The organism is Prosthecobacter sp., from assembly GCF_049294395.1.
In the GTDB taxonomy this organism is placed as follows: domain Bacteria; phylum Verrucomicrobiota; class Verrucomicrobiia; order Verrucomicrobiales; family Verrucomicrobiaceae; genus Prosthecobacter.
This window is the reverse complement of record NZ_JBAQCR010000411.1, coordinates 60871-81834: the sequence shown is the minus strand read 5'-3', so window position 1 is coordinate 81834 and position 20964 is coordinate 60871. Positions and strand designations below refer to the sequence as shown.

Below are 20964 nucleotides of genomic sequence, written 5' to 3'. Positions count from 1 at the left end.
TGCTAAGCGATCCCAGAGACACGAACCATCACCACTCCCAGCCGTGAGCATCATAGCTTAACTTCACGCAATCCTGGCCGAAGAACGGGGTCCACCTCACTCCGCCACATCTCACGCCCACCAGCAGCGCCTGCAAAAAGCCCCGCTGCACGCCTCCGGCCAATTTACAATTCTCAGTTTTCAGTTCCCAGTTTACAATCCTCCAGACCGCCAACACGTGCCAGACGCCTCCCTTGCCTGAGCGCCCTTCATCCCCGCTCCGTAACGCTCACTTCTTCCCCAGCGTCTCCCTCACCATCACCGGATCATCCGTCGTGATCCCATCCACCCCCAGCTTCGCAAACCGCTCCACATCCGCCGGCTTGTTCACCGTCCACACATACAGCCCAAAGCCCGCATCACGTACCTGCTTCACCATCGCCTCATCCCACGGAAAATCAGCCGTGCCCAGATCCAGCCCGTCCAGCTTGTCCGCCTTCGTATCCGCGATGAGCTGCTTCAGATCCGTCGGCTTCTTATCCTTCGTCTTCCCAGCCGCCAGACGGTAAACTTTAATCCACGGCATCGCCTTCTTCGATTCCGCCGCTGCATCCCGCTTGAACGCAATGATCGCCAGCTGCCCCGCCCGCTCCTTCATCGGTTCCAAAATACGCTTCAGCTCCGGCACGATCTCCGCGCCGCATTTCACCTCGATAAAGAACCGCTGCTTCCCCTTCGGCATCGTCGCCAGCGCCTGCTCCAGCGTCGGGATCTTCTCACTCGCCCACTCCTTGCCCTTCCACGAGCCGACATCGATGGCGGTCAGTTCCGCCTGCTTGGACTTCGCCACATCCAGGTTCACACCCGCCGTGCGCTTCGTGTCCTTGTCATGAATCACCGCCGTCTTGCCATCCGCCGTCAGGTACACATCCAGCTCGCACGCATCCGTCTGATTCTTCCAGCCGAGTTCAAAAGCCGCCAGCGTGTTCTCCGGCGCACGCGCGGAAAAACCACGGTGAGCAACGATTTCAACAGCGTGGACGGACATGGCGGTGAGGAGAAAAAATGCAGCAAGCTTCATGAGGGAGAAAGCAAACGACGCAAGCACTCGTAACCCTTCGCTCCAAATGAAATTTTGTTTCCTGCTTGTCCTCAGCATCATCATTGTTCGCACACTGACCTCCTGCTCCAAGTCGCCTTCGACCAACCCCAAGGACCAGCACGTCATCCTCATCAGCCTCGATGGCTTTCCCGCATGGCTCTGGAATGATGAATCCCTGCAGATCCCCAATCTGCGCAAGCTCGCCGCCGAAGGTGCCAGCACCAAGGCCATGACGGTCAGCAATCCCTCCATCACCTGGATCAATCACACCACCCTCGTCACCGGCGTGGAGCCCCGCAAGCACGGCGTCCTCTTCAACGGCCTCCTCGTCCGCCAGGGCGACAACAAGCCGCCCAAGATCGAGCAGTGGGCCGACAAAACCAGGCTCGTCTCCGCGCCCACCCTTTACGACATCGCTCACGACGCCGGCCTCACCACCGCCGAGTCAGACTGGGTCGCCGTCACCAAAGCCAAGACCATCGACTGGAGCTTCGCCGAGCTTCCCGAAGCCGAAGGCAAAGTCGAAAAAGAAATGATCGCCGCCGGCGAGATCAAGCCCGAGCACATCACCTGGATGCAGCTCGGTCCCCAGCGCAAAAGCGTCACCTTCCTCGACAACATGTGGACCAAGGCCGCCATCCACATCTTCAAAACGCACAAGCCCAATCTGCTGCTCTATCACACCCTCAACACCGACTCCACCCATCACACCTACGGCCCCGGCTCCATGGCCAGCGCCACCGCCCTCGCTTATGCAGATCGTCTCGTCGGCGATCTCGTCAAAGCCGTCGAAGACAGCGGCCTGCGCGACAGCACCACCTTCATCATCGCCACCGATCACGGCTTCAAGAAAGTCACCAAGATCATCCTCCCCAACGTCGAGCTGAAAAAAGCCGGACTCGCTCAGGGTCTCGGCCCCACCATCAGCACCTGCGACGCCTACTCCATGACCCAGGGCGGCATGGCCTTCGTCTACATCACCAATCCCGCCCGCAAAGCCGAGCTCCTCCCACAGCTCAAAGAAATGTTCTCAAAAGTCGAAGGCGTGGACCGCGTCATCGATGGCAAAGACGGCCACACCCTCGGCATGCCCACCCCCGAAGAAAACCAGGGCATGGGAGATCTCGTTCTCTACCCCAAACCCGGCTACGCCTTCAAAAACGACGCCGGCGGAGACGCCACCGTCACCCCATCCGTCAACTACGCCGGCACCCACGGCTACTTCAACGGCGACCCCGAACTCGATGGCATCTTCATCGCCAGCGGTCGCGGCATCAAAAAAGGCATCATCCTCGACCGCATGGCCAACCTCGACGTCGCCCCCACCATCGCCCAACTCCTGGCCCTCAAGCTCCCCAATCCCGACGGCCGCGTCCTCGACGAAATCCTGATTTCCTCCGACAAAAAATAATTCACTGCTCATCGCAGCAGAGATCGACACTAATGGACTGAAGCTCACTCAGGGAAGCGCATGCATCTCGGCATTCTGCACCGGAGGCAAAAGGCTTTAGGAGCGCGGACTTTAGTCCGCAGCAGGCCGCAATTTTGAGGCGCGTGAAGCTGGGCTTTAAGCATCGCAAGCAGGCCGGTTCTGGAACGTGAATGCGGCGCGGATGAAACGCGAAGGGCATTTGCTCCCGGAGGGAGCAAGGAAGGTAGCCGGTGGTGAAGCGAGCCTTGGCGAGCGGGAACCACCGGACCAGACCCACGACGTTATTCCCATCCAGGTGCGCATGCCGGAGGTATGCGAGAAGCATTCTTCTTCCCATCGCTCACCCGAGAGTTTGCGCACGCTCGATGCAATGCAGGATAATACCACATAATACCCAGCGGTGAAAAATGTCCACACGTCGTCGCGAGGGCGGCAGCAAACTGGTCCGCACTCTCCGAGTGCGGTTTCTGGGCAGTTCGTGCACGCAGAGAACTGACTCAGAGGTCGGTATGCTCCATGATCTGCGCCAGCCTCCGTCTCGCGAAATCCACCGAATTCCTCAGCAAGTCAGGTTCGACATTCGCCACGCCCTTCTGCTAGGATGGTTATTTATTTTATGAGACTCATTCCACTCATCATTGGCTGCCTCTCTCTCCTATCACAAGTCAGAGCCCAGACCGTGGACGGCTACACCTTCCTGCTCGATGGCAAGCCTGAGGATCCCTACTGGCTGCAGGTGGACAGCGCCGCTCTTTCGGCTGGAGATGTGATCTTCATCCGTGACATCCCGCTCTGCCTCGACGAGCCCGGCATTTATCGGTTCGAAGTGAAGGACGGCCTTGTTCACCGCATCTTCGGCGATGGTCGTTCCGTGGTCGTGGCCTGTGAAGTGAACGGAAAATATGATGAGTCGCTTCCCGAGGAGAAGCGATACAATGGGAATCCCCTGATCATCAATCCTCTGTCTGGCATGAGTGACGCTGCCCTGAAGTCGCTGCGAGGTGTATCCATCGACGTCTGGTCGAAAGACGTGGCCAAACAACTCGAAAAACTCGATCTCGAGCACGTGTGCATTCGCGTGCAAGCCTGGGCACTTCATGATTGCCTTCCCCCGCTGCCAAAAGGAGTCCGCACCCTCATTCTTCATTCCGGCGGAGGCTGGAGCTGTAAGGACATGAGCGGGTTTCGTCGCTTGCAGCACTTGCGGCTTCTGGAGCTCAAAGACACCATGCCCGGGAAGTTCGACTTCGAGGTGCTCAGAGGCATGCCTTTGGAATATCTGAGCCTGCCGTGGGCACACGAGCCTTCCCACCTGGAGGTGCTGGGCAGTTTTGACAAACTGAAAACTCTCGCCGCCAACCACTGCTCCTTCCTCGGAGATGGTCGCTGGATCGCCCAGTTGACGAATCTGCGCACGCTCTACGCCAGCCATGTCCGTTCCGCCTCTGATGGAGATCCCGTGGCGCTGGACCTCGCGGCATTGTCCGGCCTTCAGAAGCTGCGCGAGATCCACGTGCAAAGCACTCCGGTGAAATCCCTGCCTTCCACACCCATGCCAGCGCTGACCCGTGTTTCTTTGCTGCTCAGCAATGCGCCCACGGAGGACATTGATGCACTGGCCCGCGCAAATCCCCAGGCCGTGATCAGCCGCAGCATGAACGCGCAGCTTTCCGCGCAACTCGCCAAGGCAGACCGCATCCTAGTTCGCACCGGCGGCGTTTGCCATCGCCGGGCCGAAAGAGAAAAAGTCATCGTTGAAAGCCGCGATGCCGCAGTCATTGCAGAGCTCGCAGAACATTTCACCATCAATGAAGACTCCAGTGGCGGGCATTGCATGTGCTGCGGAAATCCCACCTTTGAATTTTATCAGGGGGACAAGCAGGTGGCCATGGTGGCCTTTCATCATGGTCAGTCCATCCGTTGGGCGGACGGCACGTGGCCCGGAGACGGCATTCTCAAGGAGCAGAGCTCCACCTATCTGGTGGAGTGGCTCGCCAAAAACAACTACACCGGGTCACGGGAAGAGCTTTTCGAAGGCAGGAGGCAGGCGGCCGCGCAGCGCCGCAGAGACAGCCGCATCAGCAGCCTCCTTCCCGCCGCTGTCAGTGAGGGTCTTTCCACAGCGGAGTCGCTCGATCAGGCTACGGCCGCGTTTGAAAAGCATGTGCCAGATGTAAAATCGCGCGCCTCATTGTATTTGCGCCTCTTCGGCTGCGAGGACAGCACCTGGGCGCTTTCCACCGGCATGGACGGCACGCTACAGGAGACTTGGCTGCCAGGCATTCCCAAAGAGACTCTGCAGGCAGTGATCTTGGCTGCGTCCATTCCCTCGGAGGAAAGCATGGGCGCCGCACGCTGGGTGTTTGGTCTAAACCACACGGACCTCATCAAGCAGGATGGTGCCGCTTTGACAAAGCTCGCCCGCTTCGCTCTAACCCATCCGCGCCAGAGCAACCGCTGGCGCACCCTTGCCGTGTTGCGTGACACAGGCACACCTGAGGCTGTGTCACTGCTCCGCCAGGTCATGCGCCAGGGCACCCAGCCCCGCGAGTTGGAAAAAGATCAAATCTTCGAGCCCGGTGGTCAGATGACTTTATATCCCAACAACATCAGCCTGCCTTATGAAACGTCCGACACCGCCGCCGCTGCGCTTTGCCTCGCCCTCCTGGGAGACGCCGAGACCAAGGCCGAAGTGGAAAAAGTCCGCACCTCCCTTCCCGAAGCCGCCCGCAAAAAATGGGCCGAAGCGATCAGCCGCAAAAAATGACCGTCTTTCATAGCACGGTTAAGGGTAACCTTCGGGTAATGAAGCATTTCAAACCGAACGCCTCTTGGAGCGCGGAATTTATTCCGCAGCAGGTCGCGATTTTGAAGCACGTGAGGCTGGGCTTGAGCGTCGCAAGCAGACTGATTCTGGAGCGTAAAGGCGGCGCGGATGAAACGCAAAAGGCATGGTCTCCCGGAGGGAGAATGGAACGTAGCCGGTGGTGAAGCGAGGCTTTGCGAGCGAGAACCACCGGACCAGACCCATGACGTCATTCCCACCCAGGCCGCATGCCGGGAGGTATGCGAGAAGCGTTCTCCTTCTCCAGGGGGTGATCTCATTGCTGGGAGCGCCGATGTCCACATCGGCTCCGGCCGCACGTCCCTGCCGCCCCACTTCGCCACACACCCCGCCAAAAACCAGCACAAATCCCCATCACCGCCCCTCCATATCGCAATCAAATCACCCATCGCCCATTCCTTTGCCAACACATTCCTCTGCCGAAAAACAGCGCTTCCTTTTCGCCCATCCACCCTCTCCCCACCTCAATCAAATCAAGACCTCCGCCCATTCACGTTGCTCTCCATTCCCTTGCTAAAAATCAAACGTCCCATTTTGCCCACAACCCGCTCTCCCCCACCCATCCCCAGGTGCATTTTAGATACATCCTTGTGCGCGTCCCACCCCCATCCCCCTGACAGATTCAAACACCCCGACTTGTAGCCTCCTCCGTCATCCCCCGCACCGCCCGCAAGAAACATCTCCGCCACGCCGTTTCTACCCGTGCAACCACTTCAGCATATAGAAAATGCCCGCCACCCGCTCACCCCGCCGCCAGCCAAGGACAAAGCCAAAACCCAAGGCTCCCGTCCACGACTCCGGCTTCAGCACCCCCAGTCTCGACCGCGCCCTGGCCGTGCTCCAATGCTTCGGCGGACACCCCCACGGCCTCACGCTCTCCGAAATCGCCGCAGAGCTAAAACTCTCCGTCAACTTCGTCTACCGCGTCACCCAGTCTCTCGTCTCCCACGGCTACCTCGTGCGCGATGCCGAAAAACGCTTCAGCGTCGGCTCCGCCATGCTCAAACTCTGCCAGCCCGTCGTCGATGACGTCCCCCTCACCGAGGCCGCGCTTCCCGCCATGCGCTGGCTCAGCGATCAAACCGGCGAAGCCGCCCACCTCGGCATCCTCAGCGGCTCCGAAGGCATCGTGCTCGAGCGCGTCATCGGCCGCGCCATGATCAAGTTCTACGTCGAACGCGGCACCCGCTTCCCCCTCCACACCAGCGGCCCCGGCAAGGCGATGCTCGCCTTCACACCCGAACCCGAGCGCGACGAGATCATCTCCGGCATGAAGTTCGAACGCTTCCAACCCTGGACCATTTCAAATCGCAAAGATTTCCTCCAGTGCCTCGACCAAGTCCGCATCAACGGCTTTGCCACCGACATCGGCGAACACCTCGAAGGCCACCACTGTCTCGCCGCTCCCATCTTCGATGCCGAAGGCCACGCCATCGCCAGTCTCTGGATCACCGGCCCCAGCCAGCGCCTCAGCGAAGAGCGCATGCTCAAGCTCGCCCCTGTGGTGAAGCAGGCCGGCCACATGGCCACCGCAGCCTTAAATCCCCGCGCAGTCGCCCGATGAAACTCACGCCCTTCATCCTCACGCTCGCCTGCCTGCTCGCATCCTTGCACGCCGAAGAGCGTTTCCTGCTCGCCGCAGATAACCAGGTCATCGAGATCAACCGCGCTGGCAAAGTGACCGACGTTCTGAAGCACCCGCGCCACATCGGCATCTACGATGCCTGGCGCCTGCCTGATGGCGGCATCGCCTACGCCCATCGTGGCGGCCTTGCGGTGTTCAACTCAGCCCACAAGCTCTTGCTGGACCACCCCGCCCGCGCAGGGGCCAGCGGCACCGAGGCCAGCAGTTGTGCCGTTCTCGATGGCGGATCGAAGTTCGCTCTCATGGACAGCGGTGCGTGCCAGATCCGTGTGGTGGACCGCAGTGGATCCGTCATCAGCGAAACGCCCCTGCCAGATCTCGCCGCCGATCCGCTTCACTTCCGCTATCGAATGATCCGCCCCGTCCGGGGTGAGGACTCCTTTTGGGTCGCCCAGTACGCTCGCAAAACCCTGCTCAAGGTGCAGATGCATACAGGCAAGATTCAGCAGACCATCCCGCTGGAGCCGCTGCTCAAGCACACGCCCACCACGAAGAAGGCCTTTGCTATGCTGCAATCAGGGGATGGCTCTCTGTTCGTTTCCACCTCCACCGGCTGCCAGTTGCTGCATCTCGATGCATCCGGCAAAGCTCAGCAATGCTGGACCCGCGAGGACCTCGGTCTCTCCTGCCGCTACCTCCTCGGCATGTCGCAGTTGAGCAATGGCCATGTCCTCATCGCCTGTGGTGATTATCATCTTCAGCAGCCAGACGAAGGCCGCGACCTGCTCGCCGAAATCAGTACCGATGGCAAAGTCATCTGGCGCTTCACTCGCGACCAGTTGGTAGATCAGATCGAAGGCGCCGTCGATCCCCGCACCAAGCTGGAGGAGATGCGCATCACTCATGTACATGCCTATGACACCGACCGTGCGAACCAATGCCTGGAGGTGAACCGATGAGCCGCCCTCTCCTCATCCTCTGCCTTTTCCCGCTCTCTGCGGCATGGCCTCAATCAGCCCCCACTCAGATCGAAAAAAGCTGCCTCGAATGCCACGACAAGGACAACTCCAAAGGCAGCCTCGATCTCACCGCACTCCCCTTTGATCTCACCACTCCCGCCACCCGCGACCGCTGGATCCGCATCTACGACCGCGTCGAAAAAGGCGAGATGCCACCCAAAGCAGAGGACCTTCCGCAGGCAGACCGCGCCGAACTCGTCAAATCCCTCTCCTCCTCCATCACCGCCGCCGACCACGCCGACATCCTCGCCCATGGTCGCGGCCCGCTCCGCCGCCTGAACCGCGACGAGTACGAACAAAACCTGCGCGATCTCCTCCAACTCCCCGACCTCGACATCCGCGACATCCTCCCCGAAGACCGCGAAGGCCATCGCTTCAATAAAACCACTGACATGCTCGACATGTCACGCGTCCAACTCGTCGCCTACCTGGACGCCGCAGAGGCCGCACTGCACGCTGCCATGACCACCGAAGCAGCCCCACCACCGGTAATCAAATATCGCGCCGTCGGCACCGATCTCTTCCCCGGCACCGGCACCTTCGGCAATCGCGAGGCCATGTTCTTCACTCGCGACAACAAGGCCATGGAGTTCAAAGGCAAAGACAAGGGCGGCCCCACCGAAAAAGACAGCGCCAAAGACGAAACCATCGAGATGGCCCTGTTCCGTTCCGCCAGCTGGCCCTACCTCGGCACCCCCAAACACTTCACTGCCAAACGCACTGGCAACTACAAGGTGCGCTTCTCCGCCCGCGCCGTACTCCAGCAGCCCGGCTACGTGATCACCCCGGCCACGCAGCCACTACCCATGACCTTCCGCACCCGCAAGCCTGCGGGCGTGGACATCATCAACGAAGTCCACGACTCCGGCGGCATCATCGACATCCAGCCCGAGAAGCGCGTTTACGAAACCACCGTCCGGCTCCGCAAAGGTGAGGCCATCGAGTACAGCCTCCTTGGCCAGCCCATGCCGCTGGCCATGAACCCCAACGGCTCCGCCCCCACCTACCGCTATCCACCTTTCCCCGAAGGCGGCCAGCCCGGCCTCGCCGTTCAATGGCTCGAAATCGAAGGCCCCATCGAATCCCAAACCTGGCCTCCGCCCTCCCACCGCGTCCTCTTTGACGACCTCGGCGTGGAGCCCAAACCCAAGGACCCCCAACAAGAAGCAAAACGCCTCCTGCGCCGCTTCGTCAAACTCGCCGCACGCGAGCCCGTGCCCGAAGAAGATCTGAAACTCTTCGACTCTCTCATCCAGACCCAGCTCGCAAAAAACGCCCCATTCGCTGAGGCCATGCTCGCAGGCTACAAAGCCTTCCTCGCCTCCGGCGACTTCATCTACGTGCGCGAACCCATCAAGGCAGATGATCACTTCGCCATCGCCTCCCGCCTCTCCCACTTCCTCACCAACTCACGTCCCGACGCAAAACTCATGGACCTCGCGCAAAACAAAAAGCTGCGCGATCCCCAGGTGCTCCGCACAGAAACCGAACGCCTCATCGCCAGCGCAGGCTTTGACCGCTTCGTCAAAAACTTCACCGACTGCTGGCTCAACCTCCGCCACGTCCGCCGCGACGATCCCGACATCCGCCTCTTCCCCGAGTACCGCTTCGACGAATACCTCGTCGAAAGCATGGAGCGCGAGACCCGCACCTTCTTCACCGCGATGATTCGTGAAAATTTCCCCGCCACTGTGCTGGTAAAAACAGACTTCGTCTTCGCCAACGACCGCCTCGCCAAACACTACCAGCTTCCACCACTCACTGGCTCCGCCATGCGCAAGGTCACCTTGCCCAAGGACAGCCCCCTCGGCGGCCTCCTCACTCAGGCCGCCGTTTTAAAAGTCAGCGCCAACGGCACCACCACCTCACCCGTCGTTCGCGGCGCCTGGGTCATGGAGCGCCTCATCGGCCAGCCACCACCGCCACCACCCGCCAGCGTGCCCGCCGTCGAGCCCGACATCCGCGGTGCCAAAACCATCCGCGACCTCCTCGCCCTCCACACCAAATCCAAATCCTGCGCCGCCTGCCACGCCCGCTTCGATCCCGTCGGTCTCGCCCTCGAAAACTTCGACATCCTCGGCGGCTGGCGCACCCACTATCGCGGCCTTGAAGAAGGAGAACGCATCACTGGCATCGACCGCGCCGGCCACAGCTTCAGCTACACCGTCGCCACCCCCGTGGACTCCGCTGGCAAACTCCTCGACGGCCGCACCTTCAATAACATCAACGACCTCAAATCCCTCATCGCTGCCGACCCCCGCCAGCTCGCCCGCAACCTCCTCCACCAGTTCACCATCTACGCCACCGGCACCCCCGTCCGCTTCTCCGACCGCCCCGAAATCGAATCCCTCCTCAACACCTGCGCCAAGAATGGTTATCGCGTGCGCGATCTGCTGTTCGCGCTGGTCCAAAGCTCCATCTTCCTCGGACAATCGAAATGAACGCTCCTTACCTCGCCAACTCCTTCTCCCGTCGTCGCTTCCTTCGCAGCGCCGGAGTGACGCTTGCACTGCCAATGCTTGAATGTCTGCGGCCGGTCTTTGGCAAGGCTGCACAGGTGAAAGCTCCGCAACGACTGCTGATCATCTCGAACAACCTCGGCTTCCTCCCCAAACCCTTCTTCCCGAAGAATGCCGGACGCGACTACGAACTCTCTCCGACTCTGTCTGGACTTAGCGAGGTGAAAAACGAGTTCACCCTCTTCAGCGGCATGTCCCACCCCGACGTCAACGGCGGTCACAGCGCCGAAAACTGCTTCCTTACCGCCGCACGCGGTCCCACCAAGAGCGGCTTCCGCAATCAAATCTCCCTCGACCAATACATCGCCGAAAAACTCGGCCAGCAGACCCGCTATCCAACTCTGAACCTCGGCGTCAACATCGACAAAGCCAACCGCAGCCTCTCCTGGACCCGCGACGGCGTCCTCCTTCCCGCAGAAGACAGCGCACCTGCCTTATTCCGCCGCATGTTCGTTCAGGGCGATCCCGCCGCCGTGAAAAAACAACTCCAGCAACTCGACGAACGCGGCAGCATCCTCGACACGCTCATGGATCAAACCAAGCGCCTCAGCCGCGACCTCGGCAGCACCGACCGTGCACGCCTGGATCAATACCTCACCTCCGTCCGCGAAGTCGAAGAACGCCTCCTCACCGCCCGCGAATGGGAGCTCAAACCCAAGCCCGTCGCCACCCAGCCCGAGCCCCAGGACATCCAGGACAAAAAACTCATCTTCGAAAAGCTCGACCTCATGCTCTCCATGGCCCAGCTCGCCTTCGAGTCCGACTCCACCCGCATCGTCACCCTCATGGTCGATGCCTTCGCCACACCCGCCTTCCATCTCCCCGGCGCTGACAACACCACCGAAGGCTATCACGGCCTCAGCCATCACGGCCAGTCCGAAGAAAAAGTACGCCAGCTCGCCGAAGCCGATCGCGAACAAATGCGCCTCTTCAAAAAGCTCATTCAAACCCTCGCCTCAAAAAAGGAAGACGAAGCCCGTCTCCTTGACCGCACCATGGTCCTCTTCGGCAGCAACATGGGCGACGCCAACACCCACGACAATTACAACCTCCCCATCCTCCTCGCCGGCGGCGGCTTCAAACACGGTCAGCACCTCGCCTTCAAACGCGACAACAACCTCCCCCTCAGCAACCTCTTCGTCACCCTCCTCCAACGCCTCGGCGTCGAATCCAACACCTTCGGCTCCAGCACCGGCACGCTCACTGGTCTGACCTAGAGCACTTGAAATAGTTTCGTGTCCGATAAGTCCAGGGCAGCCAAAGCCGTTCTCCCTCGCCCCGCCCCTGACCCACGACAACAACGAATGTTTTCTTCGGGGAGAGGGCCGGGGTGAGGGGACGACCTGCAGGCGTCGCTAGCATGGACTAACCCCTCACTAAAAAATTCAAAATACTCTGAGCTCCCATGTCCCGCCTTCGCGTGGGTTGCACTCGTCTCATTGTCAGGAATGGTTCACCCTTTGAAACCAGCCCTGCTCATCTTTGCCGCAATCCCCTGGACATGGCTGAATCCACAGCTCTCCAGCCTGGATCACCGCCAGCATGAACTTCATGCAAAGCTGGCAGCACTCCCCGCTCTTCCCCCACCCCAACCTCAAGAGCACGCCGGATTCCACAGCGGCCTTGCACCCCACGCCGACTCTATCCGCTGGGTTCAAATCGATCTCGGCGCCGAATACTCATTGGATGAGGTCGTCGTCATCCCCGCCATGCTCGGCGTGGCGGAAGCCTACGGCTTCCCCCGCAGCTTCCGCATCGATGCCTCCAACGACCCTCTTTTTGCGGAATCCGACACACTTTTGGACCAAACGTCCGGCGATGCCCTTCCATCCCTTGCCCCATGGCAAGTGGCAAAAAAAGGCATCAGAGCGCAACACATCCGCTTCACCGCCACCAAACTCGCCGCCCAACCCCACCAAACCAAGCGCTTCATTTTCTGCCTCGGTGAACTCCTAGTCTTCAGCCACGGTCGCAACGTGGCCCTGCACGCCCAGGTGCTGGCCCCCAATTCCGTCGAAACTCTCCCCACCTGGTCGCCCCGTCATCTCGTCGATGGTGCTTACGCACTGGGTCTTCCAGTGCATCCTGATGAAATCCACGGCAACGGCTGGCACAGCGGCATCTCCACCACCGCCGAAACCACCAAATGGGTGCAGGCGGACCTGGGCTCCCCACGCTCCATCGATGAGATCCGGCTCATCCCCGCCCACCCCCGCGACTACCCCGAACGCTTCGGGTTCGGTTTCCCCCGCCGCTTCAAAGTAGAAGCTGATGGCAAAACGATCTTCGACAGTACCAGCACCGACTTCAGCAACCCCGGCGACACCCCTGTGGCCTTCCCCACCCCCGGTCTTCGCGCACAAACCATTCGTTGCACCGCCACGCAACTCTGGGAACGCAGCGGCGACTTTGTGTATGCGCTTGCAGAACTACAGGCCTTCGACGCAGGAAAAAACATCGCCCGTGAGGCCGTCATCACAAGTTCCGACGACACAATCACCCCCTCCTGGAGTCGTTCAGGCCTGATCGATGGCCGCAGCAGTTCCGGTGTTCTCCTCGATGAAGCCTCATGGCTCGCCGATCTTTCCCAACGCCGCCAGATCACCGATGAACTTGCCGTCTTGGAAACTCAGCGCACCACAGCGCAGGCCATCGCAAAAACACGCGCGGCATGGTTGGCTGGTGCCGTAGTTTGCCTTGCAATCCTCACCACCTGGCTGCTAGTCATGCGGTCGCGCCGCTCCCGTCGTCGCGAAATGGAATCCCTGCGCCACCGCATCTCGCGTGATCTCCACGACGATATCGGCAGCCACCTTGGCAGCATTCGTCTCATGTCCGAGCTGGCCCTCCGCGATGGCTCCGCATCCGAATCCCTCGAAGAAATCCACCGCCTCGCCGGTGAAGCCGCCGAATCCATGCGCGGCATCATCTGGCTCGTTCGTGAGGGCGATGCACCGCCTCTGTCCAGCCTCGTCGAAGCCATGCGGCAAAGTGCCGGTGCGTTGTTGAAAGACATCGACTGGCAAATTGAGGCCACAGAAGGCAATTTAGCAACTGCCTCACTTGAATTCCACCGGCAGGTCTTCCTGCTCTTTCGCGAAGCCGCGCACAACATCGCCCGTCACGCGCATGCTGCGCAGGTGCGCATCGAAGTGCATTGGAAGGCAAAACACTTTCATCTACTTATCGAAGACAATGGCTGCGGCTTTGACGTCGCCGCCATCACCGCCGGCAATGGCCTCGCCAATCTTCAACACCGCGCCACAGTCCTCGGTGGAACTTTGCAGATCACCAGCAGGCCCGGCAGCGGCACCTGCATCACTTTGGAGGCCGAATTCTGATGAACACTCTTTGGATCGTAGAAGACCACGCTGCCTTTCGGCGCACGTTGGTGCGTGTCTTGAATGCCGAGGCTGACCTGAAATGCTCACACGACTTCGACTCCTGTGAAAAGCTCCTCGCCGCGCTCGCCAAGCCAGAAGCGCCCGATTTGATCCTCCTCGATGTTGGGCTGCCAGGCATGAGTGGTCTTGAGGGCATTCGCCTGATCAAAGAGCGTGCCCCCAAGACACTGGTCGTCATCCTCACCGTCTTCGAGGACGATGAAAAAGTCTTCCAGGCCATCTGTGCCGGAGCCGCCGGATACCTGCTCAAGACCAGCAGCGGTGCCGACATCACCCAGGCGGTACGGGACGCGCTTGCCGGCGGATCGCCGATGAATCCGCGCATCGCCCGTCGGGTGCTTGAGATGTTTTCCAAGTTCGCCCCGAAGCAGAACGATTATGGCTTGAGCGAACGGGAGAAGGAGATCTTACAGCTCATGACCACCGGACTCATCAAAAAAGAGATCGCCGACAGGCTTGCGCTCAGTGTCCACACGGTCGATACTTACCTTCGACGCATCTACGAGAAACTGGCGGTAAATACGCGCACGGGAGCCGTGGCCAAGGCGCTGAAGGAAGGGTTGGTATGATGTCCCGCGCTCGCGTGGCATGAAAAGGCCGCTTGAGCGCCGTATGAATGATCCATGCGCCTCCTTGCTCTCATCATCTTCGCCGCCGTGCCTGCCTTCGCGGTCGATTTTGTCCGTGAGGTGAGGCCCATTTTCGAAAAGCACTGCTATGAGTGCCATGGCGCGAAAAAACAGAAGAACGACTACAGGCTCGACATCAAGGCAAGCGCTCTAACTGGTGGCGAGGATCATGCGCCGAACATTGTGCCGGGCAAAAGCTTGGAGAGCCCGCTGTTTCGTTTCGTGAGCGGCGCGGATGAGAAGATCGCGATGCCGCCGAAGTCAAAGCTCAGCAGTGAGGAGGTCGATGTGATTAAGCGCTGGATTGATGAAGGGGCCGTGTGGCCGGAGGGTGTGGATGTGGCCAAGGTGGAGGACCGCCTGGACTGGTGGAGCTTTAAGCCGCTGGCGAAAAGGGATGGAAACATTGATGGCTTTATTCGTGCGAAGCTCGCGGAGCATGGCCTCAAGCCCGCGGAACAGGCAGACGCACGAACGCTGATCCGCCGCTTGTACTTTGATCTCACTGGTCTGCCGCCTTCTCCGGTGGAGATCGAGCGCTATGTGTTGCTGCCGTATGAAAAGCTGGTGGATGATCTGCTGGCCTCACCGCGTTATGGCGAGCGCTGGGCACGGCATTGGCTGGACCTTGTGCACTACGGAGAAACGCACGGCTATGACAAAGACAAGCCGCGTATGAACGCCTGGCCGTACCGTGACTATGTCATTCGTGCGCTGAACAGCGACAAGCCTTATGCGCGCTTCATTGAGGAGCAGATCGCTGGGGATGTGCTGCATCCCGGCAGCACGGATGGCATCACGGCGCTGGGGTTCATCGCCGCCGGGCCTTGGGATTACATCGGGCATGCAGAGGTGCCGGAGTCGAAGCTGGATGGCAAAATCGCGCGGCATCTGGACCGTGATGACATGGTGCAAAACACGATGGGTGCGTTTTGTTCGCTCACCGTCGGCTGCGCGCAATGCCACTACCACAAGTTCGATCCCATCTCGCAGGAGGACTACTATTCGCTGCAGGCGGTGTTTGCGGCCATCGACCGCACGGATGTGAACTACTACCCTGATGACGCTTCGATGCAGCGGTTTGTGGATTTGGAGCAGCAGCACAAGAAAATTGCCGCCAGCATCAAGGCGCTGGAGGAGCCGCTGAAACAGAAAGCAGGTGAAGCCTATAAGGAACTCAGCAAACGCATCGATGGAGCTGCGGACAAGGCGTCCAGCACGAACCCGAATGTGAAACCGGATTTTGGGTATCACAGCGCCATCGCGATGGATCAAAACACGGTGAAGTGGGTGCAGGTGGATCTTGGCAAGAGCGTGGAGATTCAGCGCATCGTGTTGAAGCCCTGCTACGATGACTTCGGGGGCATCGGCGGTGGCTTTGGTTTCCCGGTGCGGTTCAAGGTCGAGGCGAGTGATGATCCTGCTTTCAAAACTGGAGTGACGCTTATCTGGCGCAAGCACGACGCGACGTTCATGAACGACTTCAAAAATCCTGGTCTCATGCCTTTTGAAACGGGCACAGCGGAGGATGACGGTGCCAGGGGCAGATATGTGCGCGTCACGGCGGTGAAGCTGGCGGAGCGCAAGAACGACTATATCTTCGCGCTGTCCGAGATGGAGGTCTTTGCAGATAAAAACGGGCCGAACCTTGCCGCAGGCCGACCTGTGACGGCGCTCGACAGCATTGAGGCCGCGCCGCGCTGGCAGAAAGAAAATCTCACGGACGGCATCGCGCCCGAGGCACGCACGCAGGAGGACAAGCAGCGACTCATCAAAGAGCGCGATGAACTCATGCTCGCCCAAGCGGATGCCGCGACATGCAAGCAGCTCAACGATGCACGCAAGCAGCGCGGGGTCATTGAAGCGGAGATCGCGAAGCTGCCGAAACCGGGCAAGGTGTATGCGGGTGCCATTCATACGGGTACGGGGAGCTTCAAAGGCACCGGTAACGAAGGCGGGAAGCCGCGGGTGATTCAGGTGCTGAAGCGCGGTGACATCAAACAGCCGGCGAAAGAAGTGGGGCCGCAGAGCATTGTGGCGCTCAGCGAAGCTTTTCATGATGAGTATCATCTTGCTGGTGAGAGCGAATCCGCCCGCCGCGCTGCTCTGGCGAAATGGATCACCGATAAGAACAATGTGCTCACGTGGCGCAGCATCGTGAACCGGGTGTGGCAGCATCATTTTGGGCGGGGGCTGGTCGATACTGCGAATGACTTTGGGCGCATGGGTGGCAGGCCGAGTCATCCTGAACTGCTGGACTGGCTGGCAGTTACTTTTCGTGATGATCTCGGTGGCAGCTTGAAGCGCCTGCACAAACTGATCGTGATGAGTGACACGTATCGGCAGTCGTCAGACAAGGCTGAGCCGGCGGATGCGAACAACGTCTTCCTCTCCCATCAAAACCGTCGCAAGCTGGATGCGGAATCAATTCGTGATTCCATCCTCGCCGTGAGCGGCAGGCTGGACCTCAGCATGGGCGGGCCGAGCTTTCAGGACTTCGTCATTGAGAAGCCGCAGCACAGTCCGCATTACGAGTATCAGCTGCATGACCCTGAAGATCCGAAATCCTGGCGGCGAAGCATCTATCGCTTCATTGTGCGTTCACAGCAGCAGCCCTTCATGACCACGCTTGACTGTGCCGATCCGTCGATGCGCGTGGAGAAGCGCAATGAATCGCTTAGCCCGCTGCAGGCGCTGGCGATGATGAACAACGGGCTTGTTGTCGCCATGGCGAAGCATTTTGCGGAGCGTGTGACGAAGGAAGCGCAGGGACTGGAGGCACAGACAAGGCGTGCCTTTGTGCTGGCGCTTTCACGCAGTCCAACGGCGGATGAAATCAGGCCACTGATCGAGTACGCGCAGCGCGAAGGTTTGGAAAACACCTGCCGGGTGATTTTGAACCTGAATGAATTCAGCTTTGTGGACTGAGCGGCAAAGATCCGCATGCTATTTCCAGGAGTGACGGCACGCGCTGGCGGTTGAATTGTGCATGGAAGTGAAACATACGGTGCAGATGCCGCGTGATGCACATCCCTTAAATACATGACCTGGTCTCAAAACTACGATCCACTCGGCAATCTTGTTCTCTCTTCCTGCATTGCGGCGGTGCCTGTGGTGGTGCTGCTGGGGCTGCTGGCCTTCTGGCATGTGCGGGCGCACATTGCAGCGTTCGCGGGACTGGTGGTGGCGCTGGTGATCGCGGTCACGGTGTTTCACATGCCGGCCCAGCTGGCACTCACGGCGAGCGGTCTGGGGGCGGTGTTTGGTTTGTTCCCCATCGGGTGGATCGTGGTGAACGCGATTTTTATTTATCAGATCTCGGTCGAGACCGGGCAGTTTGAGTCTTTGAAGAAGCAGATTGCCGGGCTGGCGGGGGATCGCCGCATTCAGGCGCTGCTGATTGCTTTTGCCTTTGGTGCGTTCATTGAAGGATGCGCTGGGTTTGGCGCTCCGGTGGCGATCACGGGAGCGATGCTGATCGGCCTGGGTTTCAAACCGCTTGAAGCGGCCAAGCTTGCGCTCATTGGGAACACAGCGCCGGTGGCGTTTGGGTCGCTGGGGATTCCGCTCACAACACTGGCGGATGTGACCGGTCTGGATGTACATGTGCTGAGCTCCATTGTGGGGCTGCACCTCACGATTTTCTCGTTCATCGTTCCGTTCTGGCTGGTGGTGGCGCAGGTGGGCTGGCGGGGCATGGTGGAGGTCTGGCCTGCGTGCCTGGTGTGCGGTGGCAGCTTTGGGCTGGTGCAGTTTTTGGTTTCAAATTTTCACGGGCCCTGGCTGGTGGACATCGCTGCGGGACTGGTCTCGCTGGCTTCGATGGTGCTTCTGCTGCGTTTCTGGAAACCGAGCACAGCTGAGGAGAGGCAGGGGCCGAAGGAGAAGATCGAACGTCCGTTCCGCGCCTGGATACCGTGGGTCGCACTTTCCTTGTTTGTAGGAGTGTGGACAACGCCGTTTGCCAAGGAGATGCTCAATGGTTATAAACCCGGCACCAAGGCAGTCAGCACCTGGCAGGCACCGATCATTCCTATCTCACCGTTGCATCTGGCTGTGCAGAAAATGCCGCCAGTCGCGAAGAGTCCAGAGCCTGAAAAAGCGAACTTCACCTTCAACTACCTGTCCGCCACGGGCACCGCATTGCTGCTGGCAGGTCTCACCGCTGGAATGCTTCTTGGCAGAAGTCTCGTGTCACTGGTGAGGATTTATCTGCGCTGCCTGTGGCGCGTGCGGACTTCGATGCTGACCATCTCGCTCATGCTGGCGCTGGGTTATACCACACGCTATTCGGGCACCGACACGACGATGGGGCTGATGCTGGCGGGAACGGGCGTGCTGTTTCCATTTTTCTCGCCGCTGATCGGCTGGCTGGGGGTCGCGCTCACGGGCAGCGACACATCATCCAATGTGCTCTTTGGCAATCTTCAGCAGGTGACCGCGCAGCAGTTGCATTTATCGCCGTCGCTGATGGTCGCATCGAACAGCTCCGGTGGAGTGATGGGCAAGATGATCGATGCGCAGAGCATCGTGGTGGCCTCGGTCGCGACGGGTGGCCAGCCGGACAGTCCGGATGCGGGCACGGTGCTGCGAAGTGTGTTCTGGCACAGCATCGCGCTGGCCATTCTCATGGGCGTGCTGGTGATGGTGCAGGCGTACTGGATGCCGTGGACGGTGGCTGGTGCCAGGTAAGGAGTGTCCGGCTACTTCGTGAACTTTTCATCCGTGAGCGTCTTCAAAAAGGCGACGAGCGCGGCCTTGTCCGCCGCGCTGAGGCGGATGCCGGTCGGCGGATGTTTGGCGAGGTTGGGATCCAGCGTGTCGGTGCGGCGGAGATTGTGATCGTAGTGGGCAATGACTTCTTCGAGCGTCTGGAAGCGGCCGTCATGCATGTAGGGCGCGGTGAGGGCGATGTTGCGCAGGCTGGGCGTGGAGAACTTGTAGAGATCCCGGTCATTCTGGGTGACGCGGTGGCGGCCCGTGTCTGATTCGACGGGGCTGAGGCCGTTGTTGTGAAACTGATGGTCGGTGAAGAGCGGGCCGCCGTGGCAGTGGAAACAGTCGGCGCCGCGCTGGCCCATGCGTGGCTCGTATTCGGTCATGAAGAGTTCGAAGCCACGCTGCTCCTCTGCGGTGAGCTGCTCCTTACCTTGCATGCTGCGGTCGAATTTGGAGTCGTAGGAAGTGAGGGTGAGGAGGTAGTTCTCGATGGCGAGGCCGATGCGTTCGGGCGTGATCTCGGCGCTGTCGAAGGCGCGGGCGAACTGCTCCTTGGATGTCTTCTCCAACTTGGCGACGACGTTTTCGAGATTCTCATCCATTTCGAGGTGATCCTGAACGGGCATGAGGGCCTGGGCGCGCAGCGAGGGTGCGCGGCCATCCCAGAAGAAGCCGGTCTTCCAGGCGAGATTGAAGAGCGGCATGGCATTGCGGGTGCCGATGCGGTCTTCGACGCCGGTGCTGAAACGACGCGAATCGGTGAAGGCACTGGCGCGTGTGTGGCAGCTCGCGCAGGAGAGCGTGCCATCGCGCGAGAGGGCGGTGTCGTTGAACAGACGCTCGCCGAGGGCGACGCGCTCTGCCAGCAGCGGATTGTCCCGTGGCAGCGGCGGGATAGGAAAGTAGCGGCTCATGGTGAAGCGATAGGCCACGGGCTTTTGCGGAAGATACAGAGGCTTGATGGGCGAGGGCCGCGCAATGGCGGGGATGCTGCTCGTTATTTGTTGAAGAGTGAATGCCGCAGGGAGATTGCCTTTGAGCGCGGCCACGACGGGATCGCCATCGTGCGAGTGGGTGGAGAGGCCGTCTTTGACGAAGGAGAGCGGCTGCGGGCCGCCTAACAAAGTGCCGAGATCGAAGGTGAACGCGGCACTGGCATCGGCGGTGAGATTGAAATCGCCGGCAAAGGTGAGTGCGGTGCGGTTGGGATCGCGCGCGAGGTGGTAGGAATAGCCGCCGAGGGCCTGACCGGGGACACGGAAGCTGCCTTCGAGCGCGAGAAAAATGTAACCGCCCTGCCAGCTCCAGTGCAGGCCGTTCAAGTTGGGGTTGAGCGGATGATCGGGCGCGTACTGTGCGGGAGAGGCGGCATTGGTTTTCGCATCAAGGCCCAGATGGACGCGCATGGCCTGGTATTTGCCCGCAGGGATGTTTTTCAGTGCGGTGTCGAACCTGCGTTTTTCGGCATCGATCCACGCGATGTGATCCGGTGCCTCCCACCACGTACCATCCGCTTTTTGCAGGGCAAAGCCGCTGAGCAGAAAACTGCAGCGCGTGACTGAGAAGGTTTCGCCCGCCTGCGTGCTGTAACGCAGGGAATCGAGCAGCAGAGGCGCTTTCTCCGCCATCGGCATGAGGGTGAGATGCAGCGTGCTGGCCGCCGCGACGTGCACGAGGGCAAACAAGGCGCAAAAATGGATGCGAAACTGCATGGCGGAGATGAGAGAGTGG

General features: G+C 60.1%; 12 protein-coding genes. 10 read left to right on the top strand and 2 right to left on the bottom strand.

The genetic code is table 11. The annotated features are described in order from the left end of the window. Window positions 1-268 precede the first annotated feature (268 nt). Window positions 269-1027, bottom strand: coding sequence for a glycerophosphodiester phosphodiesterase (locus WAW39_RS28420; protein WP_422322824.1), 759 nt, complete (start codon window positions 1025-1027; stop codon window positions 269-271). 79 nt (window positions 1028-1106) lie between these two features. Between WAW39_RS28420 and WAW39_RS28415 the strand changes: the two genes are divergently transcribed. The 10 genes from WAW39_RS28415 to WAW39_RS28370 all read left to right on the top strand — a co-directional run bounded on the left by WAW39_RS28415 (window position 1107) and on the right by WAW39_RS28370 (window position 19206). Beyond that, complete coding sequence (locus WAW39_RS28415; protein ID WP_422322822.1) at window positions 1107-2492, top strand: alkaline phosphatase family protein; 1386 nt, start codon at window positions 1107-1109, stop codon at window positions 2490-2492. 637 nt (window positions 2493-3129) lie between these two features. Then, entirely contained in the window at window positions 3130-5280 is a 2151-nt protein-coding gene (locus WAW39_RS28410; protein ID WP_422322820.1) for a hypothetical protein, read from the top strand. 805 nt (window positions 5281-6085) lie between these two features. Continuing rightward, window positions 6086-6922 carry an IclR family transcriptional regulator gene (locus WAW39_RS28405; protein ID WP_422322818.1) on the top strand — a complete coding sequence of 279 codons (837 nt, stop codon included), beginning with the start codon at window positions 6086-6088 and terminating at the stop codon, window positions 6920-6922. Further along, window positions 6919-7902: a hypothetical protein gene (locus WAW39_RS28400; RefSeq protein ID WP_422322817.1), complete on the top strand. Its 984-nt coding sequence runs from the start codon at window positions 6919-6921 to the stop codon at window positions 7900-7902. The genes WAW39_RS28405 and WAW39_RS28400 overlap by 4 nt, the downstream gene beginning before the upstream one ends. Next, window positions 7899-10403, top strand: a complete 2505-nt coding sequence (locus WAW39_RS28395; protein ID WP_422322815.1) for a DUF1592 domain-containing protein — start codon at window positions 7899-7901, stop codon at window positions 10401-10403. Before WAW39_RS28400 ends, WAW39_RS28395 begins: the two co-directional genes overlap by 4 nt. Further along, entirely contained in the window at window positions 10400-11698 is a 1299-nt protein-coding gene (locus WAW39_RS28390) for a DUF1552 domain-containing protein (protein ID WP_422322813.1), read from the top strand. Before WAW39_RS28395 ends, WAW39_RS28390 begins: the two co-directional genes overlap by 4 nt. Window positions 11699-11941: 243 nt before the next feature. After that, on the top strand, window positions 11942-13822 hold the full coding sequence (locus tag WAW39_RS28385) for a histidine kinase (protein WP_422322811.1): 1881 nt from the start codon (window positions 11942-11944) through the stop codon (window positions 13820-13822). Continuing rightward, window positions 13822-14454, top strand: coding sequence for a response regulator (locus WAW39_RS28380; RefSeq protein ID WP_422322809.1), 633 nt, complete (start codon window positions 13822-13824; stop codon window positions 14452-14454). The genes WAW39_RS28385 and WAW39_RS28380 overlap by 1 nt, the downstream gene beginning before the upstream one ends. Before the next feature lie 54 nt (window positions 14455-14508). Beyond that, complete coding sequence (locus WAW39_RS28375) at window positions 14509-17442, top strand: DUF1553 domain-containing protein (protein WP_422322807.1); 2934 nt, start codon at window positions 14509-14511, stop codon at window positions 17440-17442. Window positions 17443-17556: 114 nt separating this feature from the next. Beyond that, on the top strand, window positions 17557-19206 hold the full coding sequence (locus WAW39_RS28370) for an L-lactate permease (protein WP_422322805.1): 1650 nt from the start codon (window positions 17557-17559) through the stop codon (window positions 19204-19206). 11 nt (window positions 19207-19217) lie between these two features. On the opposite strand, the gene WAW39_RS28365 is transcribed toward WAW39_RS28370, so the two are convergent. Beyond that, window positions 19218-20945 (bottom strand): MbnP family protein, encoded by a 1728-nt coding sequence (locus tag WAW39_RS28365; RefSeq protein ID WP_422322803.1) that lies wholly within the window; start codon window positions 20943-20945, stop codon window positions 19218-19220. Window positions 20946-20964: the final 19 nt, after the last annotated feature.